We start from the raw sequence: 13,097 nt of genomic DNA, 5'->3' as shown, positions 1-13,097 counted from the left end.
TGCACGAGTTAAAGTCGCATATGCGCCGTCGTTACAATCTTTTCTGGCGCCGTAAGGTCCGCCTGTTACTGGTCACGGGTAACGAAGAAGCCATTGAGCAACTGGCCCCCGGCCTGCAGAAAAATCAGTGGCTGGAAGGCAACCGCACCGTTCTGATTTACGGTGGTAGCCTGACCGCTGAACCGGACAAGGAAAAATACACCGCGCTGCGCAAACTGCGCCGGGGCCGCCCTCTGGACGGTATTGTCCGGGTGCTGCCACAGACGCTGAATCTCACGCCACAAATCAGCGATAACGACCTGCGCGGGCTGGAAAAAATCAGCGAGCTGTTGCGCTACTCGGCTCCCGTCTGGATATGGAAGCTGTGTGACAGTGACTGGTCGCAAACGAATCGCACCGAACAGGCCGTGGGGGCCTCGTTCCCGCTGCGTGCCAGGACTGACGATGTGACCCATCAGCTGGAGTCGATTCTCTCTGGGCTACGAGAACAGGGCGTGAGTCAGATTGCTCAACACCGGCAAAACGACTTTCTGCTGCGTCTTGGCCGGACCCTGAAAGCAGGCGGTATCCGCCGCTGGGCAGATCAACTGGCCCCCTGGATATATACCACTCAGCAACGCATCCCCTTACGTGGCCTGATGTTCAGCCTGCCACAGAGCCAGCCAGCAGAAGAGCCGGAGGGAACCACACCGGTGACGGCCGGTGAAGAGAAATTTATTCCGGCTTCGCAGCGCCATGCCCTGACGTTACCTGTCATCTGGCAGGGGATTGTGGACGATTGCACCCGGGTACGCGGTCGCCGGGTCGGGATGCCCTGGGAGCGGATGCTGGCCTGGTCGCTGATGGCCATTATAGGCCTCTGGGGTATGGGGACGCTGCTGTCGTTTGCGGTTAACCGTCAGCAGATAGTGTCTGTTGCCGAACAGGCCCACGCCCTGGTGGAGCTTCCTTCCGTTTCCGATTACCAGCTGACCGCACTGCATACCCTGCGTAACCATGCGGGCCGCCTGAAGCATAACATCAGCGAGGGTTCGCCGTGGTACCAACGTTTTGGCCTCGACCATAACCAGTCATTACTCAATGCCATGTTGCCGTGGTACGGCGTGGCGAATAGCCGCCTTATTCGTGACCCGGCCAACCTGGCTCTGCAGCAGAAGCTCAGTGTGCTGGCAAACTCGGCCCCCAACAGTGACCAGCGTGCACAACTGGCGAAATCGGGGTATGACCAGCTTAAAGCCTGGCTGATGATGTCACGCCCGGATAAGGTTGACGGCGTGTTCTATGCCGAAACGATGAAATCCGTGCAGCCGACCCGTACCGGGATTTCCACTGGACTGTGGCAAAGCCTGTCACCGGATTTATGGGCCTTCTACATTGCCGAACTGCCAGAGCAGCCACAGTGGAAAATCGCATCGGATGCACAGTTGGTGAGCCAGAGTCGTCAGGTGCTGTTGCAGCAGATTGGTCGCCGTAACGCCGAAAGCACCCTGTATGAGAATATGCTCAAATCCGTTCGCCGCAATTTTGCGGATGTCTCCCTGGAAGATATGACCAACGGTACCGATGCCCGCCGGCTGTTCACCACTGAAGAAGTGGTGCCGGGGATGTTCACGCGTCAGGCCTGGGAAGGGGGCATTCAGCAGGCGATTGAGAAAGCAGCAAACTCCCGCCGGGATGAAATCGACTGGGTGCTTAGCGATTCCCATAAAGCAGTATCAGCTGACCTGTCGCCAGAAGCCCTGAAAGCACGTCTGACGCAACGTTACTTCACCGACTTTGCCGGCAGCTGGCTGAACTTCCTTAATAGTCTGCGACTTAACCCGGCAAACAACATTGCTGACGTTACCGACCAGCTGACGCTGATGAGTGACGTCCGCCAGTCCCCGCTGATTGCCCTGATGAATACCCTCGCCTGGCAGGGACAGGCCGGCCAGCAAAGCGAAGGTCTTTCGGACTCCATCATCAAATCGGCTAAAGATCTCGTAGGTGGAAAGGATAAACCTGCCATTGACCAGTCTGCATCAGGCCCGCAGGGGCCGCTGGATGAAACCTTTGGTCCGCTGCTTCAGCTTCTGGGTAAAAACACAGGCAGTAACGTCATGTCGGCTGACAACTCCCTGAGCCTGCAGACGTATCTGACCCGCATCACCCGCGTGCGCCTGCGTCTGCAACAGGTGGCCAGTGCCTCTGATCCGCAGGCGATGATGCAGACCCTGGCACAGACCGTATTCCAGGGTAAAAGCGTGGACCTCACCGACACCCAGCAATATGGCAGTCTGATTTCGGCAAGTCTTGGCGAGGAGTGGAGCAGATTTGGCAGCACAATGTTTGTGCAGCCACTGACTCAGGCCTGGGAGACCGTGCTTCAGCCGTCGGCAGCCAGTCTGAATGATAAATGGAGCCGCTCGGTTGTCGCGAACTGGCAAACTGCCTTTGGCGGACGTTTCCCGTTTGCCGCCAGCAAAAGTGATGCTTCTTTACCGATGCTGGCTGAATTTGTGCGTAAGGACAGCGGACGTATAGAGCGCTTCCTGACCACGGAGCTCAGTGGTGTTCTGCACAAAGAGGGCAGCCAGTGGGTACCGGATAAAGTCAACAGCCAGGGGCTGACGTTCAACCCGGCCTTCCTGCGGGCCATTAACCAACTGAGCCAGCTGTCAGACATTCTATTCACCGATGGCAGCCAGGGTATCAGCTTTGAACTGCAGGCCCGGCCGGTACCGCAGGTGGTGGAAACACAGTTGACCATTGATGGACAAAAGCTGCGCTACTTCAACCAGATGACCGACTGGCAAAGCTTCCGCTGGCCGGGAGATACCTACAAACCGGGGACGATGCTGACCTGGACCTCAACCAGCGCCGGCGCGCGTCTGTTCGGGGATTACAGCGGGACCTGGGGCTTCATCCGCTGGCTGGAGCAGGGTAAACGTCAGCAACTTGACCGCAGCCAGTGGATGATGAGTTTCATCGCTCCGGATGGTCGCACACTGCAGTGGGTGCTGCGTTCCCAGCTGGGTAAAGGTCCGCTGGCGCTGCTGGAACTACGTGGTTTCACGCTGCCGGAGCAAATATTCAGTGTCGACAGCGCGGCCACCGCTCAGGCGCTTATGGCTAATACGGGAAGCGATGACATGGATGGAGCCGAATAATGAGCACATTGCATAATCTGGTTGCCGCCTGTCAGGCGGACGAAACTCAGCAGCGGCAACAGGCGCAGACACGCACGGAAAACTGGCAGCCCTGGCTTGCTCCGGTGAGTGTTGCCAGTCCGACAGGTGAAGACCCGGGATATGACGATGATTTTCAGCGTATCCGCGAAGAGATCAATAAGCTCTCCGGCATTGATACCGGACTGATATGCACGCTTGCCGAAAAGTTACTGACCACCGGAGCCAAAGATATCCGGGTTGCGACTTATTACTGCTGGGCGCGTCTGCATCAGGATGGCGAAGCTGGCTTTGCCGAAGGTCTTGAACTGCTGGCGGGATTACTGCAGCGCTACGGAATGCAGCTTCACCCGCAGCGGGATCGCAGTCGCAAGGTCGCGCTGGAATGGCTCGCCGGTACCCGAGTCCTGGACAGTCTGTCACTGTACCCGGAGGTCATACGCGAGGATGCACAGCGTACCGCCGGGGCGCTACTGCTCATCACTGACAGTCTGGAGACAGAGCCGAAAGCGTCACGACCAGAATTGAATGCCTTGTACAGAGGACTGGAGTCTCGCCTGATGAAGGCCGGTGGTGTGGATGCCGTGGTACCGCAGAACGCAGGTAATAAGGCGCAATCACATACCTCCACGCATACGACCGAGTCAGATGTGCCGGTTCTGAGCCACATTACCTCCGGTCAGGATTTGTTGGCCCAGGCCCGGACACTGACCGGGTATCTGCGTGAGCAACCCGATGGCTGGCTCGCCGCACACCGGCTGATGAAAAGCCTGCGTCATGACACGCTGAGCGCTATCCCGGCGCTGGATGCTGAAGGGAAAACGCGCATCGAACCGCCGCGCGCTGACCAGCGGGCCATGCTCAAACGCCTGTACCTGCAGCAGAGCTGGCTGGAGATACTTGAGCAGGCGGACAGCACCTTCTCGCGCGGCGCCAATCACCTCTGGCTGGATTTGCAGTGGTATACCCACCAGGCCCTGGTGAAGTCGGGGCAGGAGGTGCTGGCCGAGATTATCACCGCCGATCTGAAAGGGCTGCTGCGCCGGCTCTCCGGGCTTGAAACCCTGGCCTTTAATGACGGGACGCCGTTTGCAGATGAAGTCACGCTGAACTGGATAAACCAGAGCGTGCTGGACGGTATGCCCGGCTGGCGAGAGGCGCCGGTCAGCGCCGTCAGTGAGACGGATAACGACATCCTGGCCCTTGAGCCGGAAGCGCTGGAGAAAGCCGACAATGAAGGCCTTGATGCCACTCTGCAGTGGCTCCAGACCCGTCCGGGCACAGACAACACCCGTGATAAATGGCTGCTGCGCCTGCTGATGGCCCGCGTGGCCGAGCAGAAGGGAAAGAATGAGCTAGCCCTGCATCTGCTGGGTGAACTCGATGGGGCTGCGCAGATCATCACCCTGACACAGTGGACGCCAGAGCTGCTGTTTGAAGTCAAATCCCGCCGCCTCCGGCTGCTGCGTATGAAAGCCACCCGCAGTGAAACTGACAAGTCACGGTTTCAGGCAGAGATGGATCAGCTTCTGGCGGGACTTATCGCGCTTGACCCGGCAAGCAGCGCGGTACTGTGCGGATAATCAGGACTGAATTTATCAAGGAGAGCCACACATGGCAGAAGGTAACTATCTGGTACAGGGTGATAAAACAACCTGCGGCGGAAGAATAACGACGGGTGCAGAGGATCACACGATCTTTGATAAACCTGTTGCCAGAGAGCGGGACAGTGTGACCTGCGGCAAGCATGCCGGGCTTTTTAAAATTGCCGGCGGTATCGATAACGACACCATTCATGACCGGCGTATGGCTGGCACTCTCGACAGTTACAGCACCTGCCCCTGCAAAGCGAAATTTATTCCGTCGATGCTGGATGATACATACGAGAAGAGTAGCGGCGCATCTACAGCAGAATCAGCAGCAGGCTTTGTGGCACCGGTGCAAACTTCCCAGGAGTTGCCCTCATACCTTACAGGGGAGCAAAAGCCAACGGGTTTCGTATCTGATTACCCTGTGTTAAAAAACACACATGATTTACCTGATGCAAAGTTAAGAATGATGTCTAAGCAAAATAACCAAGACATCATGCTACTAACTTTACCCGAAGTGTTTGAGGTATTGTCATCCTGGGGGGCGTGGAAGCACGGTTGGGTTGCGATAACTGAAGGCACACCGGGTCAAATAATTGTTAACTATGGAACAAATATAAAAGATGTCGTCACAACATCCATGTTGGTTGGGCAGTTAGGTAGTTTTGGGATAAAGGCCACGGTATATGTGAATCATAAAGGCACAGAATTGATTAAAATAAGTGGCTACCCTGGGGTTAGGAAAATATTAAATGCACCAGTTTTTGCTGCAAAGAACCCTAAGGTTGTAGATATAGGCATAGGTAAGTATGGTCTGGCGAAATCGATCATAGAAGGTGCAAGATTAACTTTTTATGTGGCTGCAGCATATCGCACTATCGATTACATTATGAATGATGAAACATCCTTCTCTGAATTCATTGGTAGTCTGGCAACAGATGCAGTTAAAATCGGTATAGCATCTGCTGTCGTTTGGGGGGTGGGACTGGTTCTGGTAACTCCATGGATCGTTGCAAACTTAGCAATAGTTGTCGTCGTTGGCGGTGTCGCTGCCATTACCTTAAATATTCTTGATGAAAAATTTGGCGCGACTGACAAGGTTGTAGCCTATATAGAGTCAGCACAACAAGAATTTGCAAACAAAGCCAGAGAGGCTGAACAGGGATTGCTGGATCTTGGGGCAATGTTTGCTGAAAAAATGTTAATTAAAGGAAAGGATGTGATTGTTGAGGAGGTTCGTAATTATATCCGGGATAATCTGACGAGTATTCAACGGAGATTATATTGATGTTTGAGGAAAAAATTCGACCTTTTCTTGCTATAGTAATAATCCTTGGCTTATGTGTGCTGAGTATTTATCTTGGGGGTGATATATTCCGGTCATACTTTTCTTTCGAAGATAGCATTGTATTTTCATGGTTAAGTATTGCATTAATTGCCTTGCCTGTTGTGATGATTTTTCCACTTATCTATTTTATTCTGATGATTGTTAAGGGAAAGGATTTTGCTTTCAAAACAATGGATAATTACGTTTCTTATTTGAAGTGGGGTTGTATTGTTATCGTAATATTAGGAGTGTTATTTACCTGCTTGTACCCCAAAGAATTGCTCAGCAAGGGATATGTCCGTTGCAATGGTGTTCCATCAGGCTGGATGGCAGGAACTGCAACCCGTTACGTTAAAGATCCTTCTATCTGCGTCATAAATTGAAGAAATTTAAAACAATCTGGTTGTATTACGTAACCAGATTTGCCATCGTCTATAAAACCGCAGTTAATCAAGCAGGAAGAAATATGAGTTACTTAATATTGTGTTATTACAATGCAGAGTCATGATAGGTTATTTATGAAGTATTTATTTAAACAACGTGTCATTGCTTTTGTTGGAGTCATATTCTTCATGGGGCTTGCCGTCGGGGTTTCATATCTCGGAATGTATAAGTTAACTGAATATCTGTCCTATCCTGATGTCGTCAATTTTTCATTTTGGGTGTTTTTCGCTGCAGCTTTTTTCTTCTTTTTCTCTCCATTATTAGCGATGCTTTTTCCTATTGTTTTTACCGGAAAGCAGATAAGCGTTACATCAGGTAAAAAATTACTGAAGGCCGTGTTTATCATCTTAGGGCTTACTGTCCTTGGAATGTTTATCTTTTCAGAAAGATACACAGCATCTCTCATGGATAAAGGCTACACCGAATGTCCGGGGATCCCTTCAGGATGGATGCCTGGTATAGCAAAAAAATATGCCATAGAGCCCTCCTTTTGTGCTCAGCATTGATGGGTCTCGTTTCTTTTTGATACTCCTGCCAGACTCGCGAAGTCTGCTTCAGTGTTTAACACGCAGCAATTAACTAAGCAGAAAAAAGTATGGATGACTTAACCCTGCGTTATTACGACGCCGAAATGCGCTACCTGCTCGAAGCGGGTGAAGAATTTGCTCAGGCCCACCCTGAACAGGCGGCAATGCTCAATCTTGATAAAGCGGGCGCACGCGACCCGTATGTCGAACGCCTGTTCGAAGGTTTTGCTTTCCTGATGGGCCGGCTTCGCGAGAAGCTCGACGATGATTTACCAGAGCTGACTGAAGGGCTGGTCAGCCTGCTGTGGCCGCATTATCTGCGCACCATCCCGTCCTTGTCGGTGGTCGAATTCTCCCCGGACTGGCTCCAGATGAAAGAGCCGATGCGGGTAGCCAAAGGCTTCGAGGTCCATTCCCGGCCGATTGGTGAGAAGGGTACGCGCTGTTGCTATACCACCACAAAGGAAATTAATCTCCAGCCGCTGTCGCTTGCACGGGCGAGTCTGGCAACCGATCCGGATGGCCGCTCAGTCGTGACGCTGCGCTTCAGTTGCAGCAGTCTTGCGGACTGGAGTCGTCTTGACCTTAGCCATATTTCGCTCTATCTCAATGCTGACGCCCCGCTGGCCTGTGCCATGCACGAAGCGTTTACCATGAACGTGGCACGGATGTGGCTGCGCCTCCCCGGCGATGTGGACAGAAGACCGTTTGACGGCCACTTTACTGCGCTTGGGTTTGGTGATGACGATGCGCTGTGGCCGACGGGAAACAGCAGTTTCAGCGGCTACCAACTGCTGCTGGAGTACTTTACGTTCCGCGAGAAATTCATGTTCACCGGCCTGCGTGGTCTGGAGACCGTGGCCTTCCCGGCTGAGCTCCCCTGGTTTGAAATCGACGTGGTGCTGGCGGAGCGTTGGGAGCATGACTTCAGCTTTACGGAAAAACATCTGCGCATGAACTGCGTGCCGGTGATTAACCTGTTCCCGCTGGAATCAGATCCGCTGACGCTGAACTCGTTGCAGACAGAGTACATGCTGCGTCCGATGCGCGTACAGGATGGCCATACCGAGATTTACGCTGTGGATTCGGTGATGTCTTCAGGCCAGCATACCTACGTGCCGTTCTCAAGCTTCCGCCACAAAGGCGGCATGATGCGTCACGAAGCCCCCGAGTATTACTATCACACTCGCGTGCGGCGGGGTCCGTCGGGATTGCACAATACCTGGCTTATCCTGGGTGGAGAAGCCTTTGATAACCACACTGTCCCGGAAGATGAGCACCTGTCTCTGACGCTGACCGGCACCAACGGGCAGCTGCCGCGCCGCGCTCTGCAAAGCACGGTGCTGGATACGGTGATGAAAACCACCTCCGCCAGTATTACCGTGCGTAATCTTTGCGCCCCGACGTTGCCCTGTTATCCGCCAGCCCAGGACCGCTTCCACTGGCGTGTGCTGAGCCATCTCGGCAGCAGTTTCCTCTCGATGATGGATAACGCCGAAGTGCTGCGTGGCACCCTGGCGCTGTATGAATGGACCAGCAGCGAGATGAACCGCCGTCGTCTGGAAGCCATCATCGAGGTGAAACACAGCGAAACCGAGCGCTTTGAGCAGGGCTACCTGGTGCGTGGCGTGCAGATTGAAGTGACGCTCGACGGCCATGGCTTTGCCGGGCGGGGCGATATCTGCCTGTTTGGCGAGATGCTGAGCCGCTTCTTTGCGCTCTATACCGATATCTATCTGTTTAATCGCCTGATTATCATCCTACAACCAACCGGAGAGCGCCTGGAATGGGAAGAGAAGCACAACCGTCGCATTCCCGGCTGACCCCGCGGCTGGAAGCCGACCTGCACCGCATTAACTTTTACCGCTTATGTCAACTGCTGGAGAAACTGAATCCGGACCGGCCGCTGATGGGCTCAACCAGCCATCCCGGTGACGACCCGGTGCGATTTGCACCACACCCCGGGATGGGTTTTCCGGCCAGTGAGCTGAAGGCGGTTGAATACGACGAAGACGATGACAGCAAACCGCCGGTCATTCGCACCACATTTCTAGGCATGTACGGCGTTGATTCGCCATTGCCGACAGCGTATCTCGATGACATCACGCTGCGGGCTGACGGATATGAAGCGCTGCAGAGTTTTCTCGATATATTCAGCCACCGCATCCTGACGCAGTTTTACCGCATCTGGCGTAAATACTCTTACCCGGCAAGCTTCGAGCCCGGCGGAACTGACAGCATATCGCAGTCGTTGCTGGGCCTGGTGGGGCTGGGCATTCCCGGTACGGAAAACCATATTGCCACACCGATATCCCGATTTCTGGCGCTGCTGGGGGGGCTGCGCCAGCCCGGTAAAACTCAGCAGGGTATGCAGGCCCTGGTCAGCCTGCTGGCACCGGATACCACCGTCAGGGTCAGTCCGTACTGTCTGCGTCCGGTGGAGGTCAGCCAGCCGCTGGGTTTTTACGGCGATGATGATTTTCTGCTGGACGGCAACACGCCGTTGGGGGACGAAGCAATGGATGCCAACAGTCAGCTGCTGATCGCCCTGTCCACCGAAAGCGAACAGGAGTCGCAGGGCTGGAGGCCGGACGGTCTGTTGTATCAGGACTTTCTGGTGATGCTGCGTGTCTATCTTGGCTGGCGCTTCAAGGCAAAAATCACCCTGACTACCGCTACCCGGTTGCTGGCCACGCCGCCGCTCGGTGAAGGCCCATTCTGGCTGGGGATGAATGGCGTACTGGGCGCGGAAGACGAAGCCCTCCCGGATGATATCCCGCAGACCTTTACGACGGAACTGGGCTATTACACCGGCCTTCAGCCCGCCACACCACGACAAGGAAACCGATGTGTTACGTACAAATTTAACTAAAACAGCTCGCTGGCTGTTACCCCTGCTGGCATTCAGTCTGGCGGGCTGTGGGGTGACGCAGGGTATCACCGATGGCACCAAATCGGCCTTTAACGCCGTGTTCTACAAAAAGATTAAGGTGCTGCACCTGGATTTCACTGCCCGTGAAGCGTTGAACACAGATTCCCGCGAGAGTAACTCGCTGTCTGAGCCGGTGGTTATTCGTGTCTGGCAGCTGAAAGACCGCAAAACCTTCGACAAAGCGGTCTACCAGCAGTTGCTGAAAGATGGGGAGACCATTCTGAAAGTTGACCTGCTGGCGAGTCGTGATGTGGTGGTGAAGCCGGGCGGTGATGCGAACCTGAATATGCCGATGGAAGAAGACGCTCAGTTTGTGGCGGTGGTGGGGCTGTTCCGTCATCCGGATATGGTCAACAACACCTGGAAGCAGGTTATCGAACGAGACGACCTGGATCCGGATAAGCCGCGCATTTTGGAAGCGGGCAATAACCACCTGACGCTACAACCCCTTAAGGATGATTGATGCCCCAGGGACACAACACGCCGTCGCTGTATGAAATGCTCACTGGCCATTTTACCGGTGGTCTTCCGCTGTCGCAGGTCAGTGAGCAGAACCAGGTGATTTTATCGGTGCTCGATAACATGCAGCGTATCCTTAACTGTCGCACCGGCACGCTGGCGCATCTGCCGGACTATGGCCTACCCGATATGACCAGAGTTCTCCAGGGCATGCCGGGTACCGCCCATGAGCTGCTGGGCACCCTGTCGACTGTTCTGCTCAAATATGAGCCTCGCCTAAAAAAAATCACTGTAGTCCTGCTGGAGCAGAACGTCCCCGGCGAGTTGCGTTATGCCATTGATGCTGAGCTGAAGGGTATTGGCCTCGTGCGTTACGGAACCGAGTTTATGCCCGAGGGACGAGTGATGCTGAGACACCTGAAGCAACGGCAGTATATCGATACCACAACCCGTCGGTAAGGCCAGTTAACACTATGTCAGTAAAATCACAGTTTCTCAAAAAACTCCACGCCAGACAGCCCACCCCGGTCTCGTTTACCAGCAGGACTCAGGCCGATATTGCAGAGTTTCGCCTGCGAATGACACAGCTTCAGGAGCAGATGGACGCGTGGCTGGTGGGTACCGGACTGAATGTGGAGACGGTCAGTACATCCGTTACGGACCTGCTGATTGAGGGGAGAGCATTTGAGATTGCCGCCCTCGCTCTGAGTATCGACGATCGTTCTGTAAAATTCGTGCCGGCATTCCTTTATGGTCAGGGTGTGACCGGGTGTGTGGAGGCGACCTTCCATGATGGAGGCCCCGTGACACCTCTGGGGCGATTATTTATGCGGTCTGGAACGGTGAACAAGTGGGCCTTTACTCCGCCTGGTGCTTTATCCCCCTCCGGACAGGGTTTTGATGAGAGCATATTTTTTAGTCTGATTTTAGCGCTTCTGACATAGCTGCTGGTGTTGTAATACCAGTCCCCTCTGAACATGCAGAAAGCGAAGTTGCATAAACAATAACCTTCAAAAACTCCTGATACGCTCAATGGACAACTGCTCATGAATGACATTACCTCACGTAAAATCCAAACTGGTGGTGACCCCAGGACGCTGTCGGATTACGCTACCCTACGCGATGAACTGAATAAGCTGAGGCATCCGGCGCGCCCGGATGTGAACTGGCATTATGTGGAAAAACTCTGTCTCTCACTGTTTGAGCAGAATGGCGTGGAATTACAAACAGCAGCCTGGTATACGCTTGCGCGTACGCAGCTGGCCGGTTTACTCGGGCTCAATGAAGGTCTGGCGATACTTGAGGCCCTGATAAGCCATCAGTGGGGAGCACTCTGGCCGCAGCCAGTGCATGCTCGCATGGAAATCCTCAGTAGCCTAAGTCAGCGCCTGCAGCAACGGATGCGCGCACTCCCGCTGAATTACAGTGACCTCAGCCAGCTGTATCAGGCTGAGCAATTACTTACCAAACTAGGCGCCGTATTACAACGTCTGGAGCTGAAACATCTCAGCCAGTTAGATACTTTGTGTACCCTGATGCATAACAGTGCCGTTCGGTTAGAAAACAGCGATGACATATCCCATACCGGGTCAATAACTCAGCCAGGTATCGTGGTAATGCATGGACAGGGTCCGTCAGCAAGGGACTTGGCCGATAGTCCGTATGAAGAGCTCTGCGCACCGGACTGTGCCGTGAAGTGGGTGTACGTGGCGCAGCATGAACAGCGGCCGAACGTGGATGTGCTGGCGCCAGCGCCCACATCGGTAAAAAAGTGGAAATCCTTCGCTGTTGGGATGTGTACCATGCTGGTGATCAGCGCCGCAGCGGTATGGAGTTGGCAGTATATTCACCGGCCAGATCCATTGCAGATTCAGTTTGCAGCCTCACTGGCTCCGTTACCAGCACCTCTCACGCCTGAACAACTGGATATGCTGCGTCAGCAAGCACCGATACCACAGGCTGTAATCGCGCAAACACAGCAGCAGCTGACCCGGCTGGATAAATTGCCTCCTGACTGGAATATTGACAACAGTCGTCAGTTGATTGAGCAGGCCAGGGTTCTGTGGCCAGAGCAAGCTAAACCTCTGGCACAGCAATGGCAACAACAGATTAATTCGGCCGCATTACCGGTAGAACAGCTCAATGGCTGGTATCAGGGAATGACAACACTACAAAAACTGAGTGACAGACTGAACGGCCTGGATGAGCAGAGGGGGAAATATATGACGGTCAGTGAGCTAAAATCCGTTGTATTTTCCGCAATACAGTCATTTAACAAATCCATACCGGCTGAAGAGCAACTGCGGGTATTGTCACAAAATGCAGCGGGAGAACCTTTACCTGCTGCTGCCAGGGTCCAAATGGAGATACATTTGAAACAATTGACAGCCCGTTATGCTGAGATAAAACAGAATGCATCAAAATAAAGTGGTACTAAAAGTTATGAGCGATTTTGTTCGTTACCGTAATAATCGTACCAGATGAACTATTGCTATTTAATCCTTTTGGAAAGTAATTATTCATCCCTGTCAGTCGATGAGATGGCTGGCCAACAGTGCTAGCTAATGATTTACCTCCAGCAGTTCGATGACGAATGAAACTTTGGTTTATTGAACCGCGGCTAAATACTTTCATTTCCGGTATCAAGGATTC

Annotated in this window: 11 protein-coding genes; all 11 read left to right on the top strand. The window is 53.6% G+C overall.

From position 1 onward, the window contains the following. Positions 1-20: 20 nt before the first annotated feature. The 11 genes from ETEE_RS17785 (at position 21) to ETEE_RS17735 (ending at position 12,871) form a co-directional block, all read left to right on the top strand. The gene (locus tag ETEE_RS17785) at positions 21-3,149 is read left to right on the top strand and encodes an ImcF-related family protein (RefSeq protein ID WP_081926444.1); all 3,129 of its coding nucleotides are present in this window, start codon (positions 21-23) and stop codon (positions 3,147-3,149) included. Next, positions 3,149-4,750 carry a type VI secretion system protein TssA gene (tssA, locus tag ETEE_RS17780; protein ID WP_034163291.1) on the top strand — a complete coding sequence of 534 codons (1,602 nt, stop codon included), beginning with the start codon at positions 3,149-3,151 and terminating at the stop codon, positions 4,748-4,750. The genes ETEE_RS17785 and tssA overlap by 1 nt, the downstream gene beginning before the upstream one ends. A 31-nt stretch (positions 4,751-4,781) precedes the next feature. Then, a complete protein-coding gene (locus ETEE_RS17775) occupies positions 4,782-6,044 on the top strand; it encodes a PAAR domain-containing protein (RefSeq protein ID WP_034163292.1) in 1,263 nt (420 codons plus the stop codon). Further along, positions 6,044-6,466, top strand: coding sequence for a DUF1240 domain-containing protein (locus ETEE_RS17770; protein ID WP_034163293.1), 423 nt, complete (start codon positions 6,044-6,046; stop codon positions 6,464-6,466). The genes ETEE_RS17775 and ETEE_RS17770 overlap by 1 nt, the downstream gene beginning before the upstream one ends. Before the next feature lie 135 nt (positions 6,467-6,601). Then, the gene (locus tag ETEE_RS17765; protein ID WP_034163455.1) at positions 6,602-7,033 is read left to right on the top strand and encodes a hypothetical protein; all 432 of its coding nucleotides are present in this window, start codon (positions 6,602-6,604) and stop codon (positions 7,031-7,033) included. An 89-nt stretch (positions 7,034-7,122) separates the two neighbouring features. After that, positions 7,123-8,877 (top strand): type VI secretion system baseplate subunit TssF, encoded by a 1,755-nt coding sequence (gene tssF / locus ETEE_RS17760; RefSeq protein WP_034163294.1) that lies wholly within the window; start codon positions 7,123-7,125, stop codon positions 8,875-8,877. After that, entirely contained in the window at positions 8,841-9,926 is a 1,086-nt protein-coding gene (gene tssG / locus ETEE_RS17755) for a type VI secretion system baseplate subunit TssG (RefSeq protein ID WP_034163295.1), read from the top strand. The genes tssF and tssG overlap by 37 nt, the downstream gene beginning before the upstream one ends. Then, positions 9,904-10,449 carry a type VI secretion system lipoprotein TssJ gene (gene tssJ, locus ETEE_RS17750; protein WP_034163296.1) on the top strand — a complete coding sequence of 182 codons (546 nt, stop codon included), beginning with the start codon at positions 9,904-9,906 and terminating at the stop codon, positions 10,447-10,449. The genes tssG and tssJ overlap by 23 nt, the downstream gene beginning before the upstream one ends. After that, positions 10,449-10,904: a type VI secretion system baseplate subunit TssE gene (gene tssE, locus ETEE_RS17745; RefSeq protein WP_034163297.1), complete on the top strand. Its 456-nt coding sequence runs from the start codon at positions 10,449-10,451 to the stop codon at positions 10,902-10,904. Before tssJ ends, tssE begins: the two co-directional genes overlap by 1 nt. 14 nt (positions 10,905-10,918) lie before the next feature. Next, positions 10,919-11,389, top strand: a complete 471-nt coding sequence (locus ETEE_RS17740) for a hypothetical protein (RefSeq protein ID WP_034163298.1) — start codon at positions 10,919-10,921, stop codon at positions 11,387-11,389. A gap of 102 nt (positions 11,390-11,491) precedes the next feature. Further along, positions 11,492-12,871 carry a VasL domain-containing protein gene (locus ETEE_RS17735; RefSeq protein WP_034163299.1) on the top strand — a complete coding sequence of 460 codons (1,380 nt, stop codon included), beginning with the start codon at positions 11,492-11,494 and terminating at the stop codon, positions 12,869-12,871. The last annotated feature ends 226 nt before the right edge of the window (positions 12,872-13,097 follow it).

It is taken from the genome of Edwardsiella anguillarum ET080813, from assembly GCF_000264765.2.
Lineage (GTDB): Bacteria > Pseudomonadota > Gammaproteobacteria > Enterobacterales > Enterobacteriaceae > Edwardsiella > Edwardsiella anguillarum.
The sequence above is the reverse complement of the archived record's forward strand: the minus strand, read 5'-3'. Positions and strand labels throughout refer to the sequence as shown.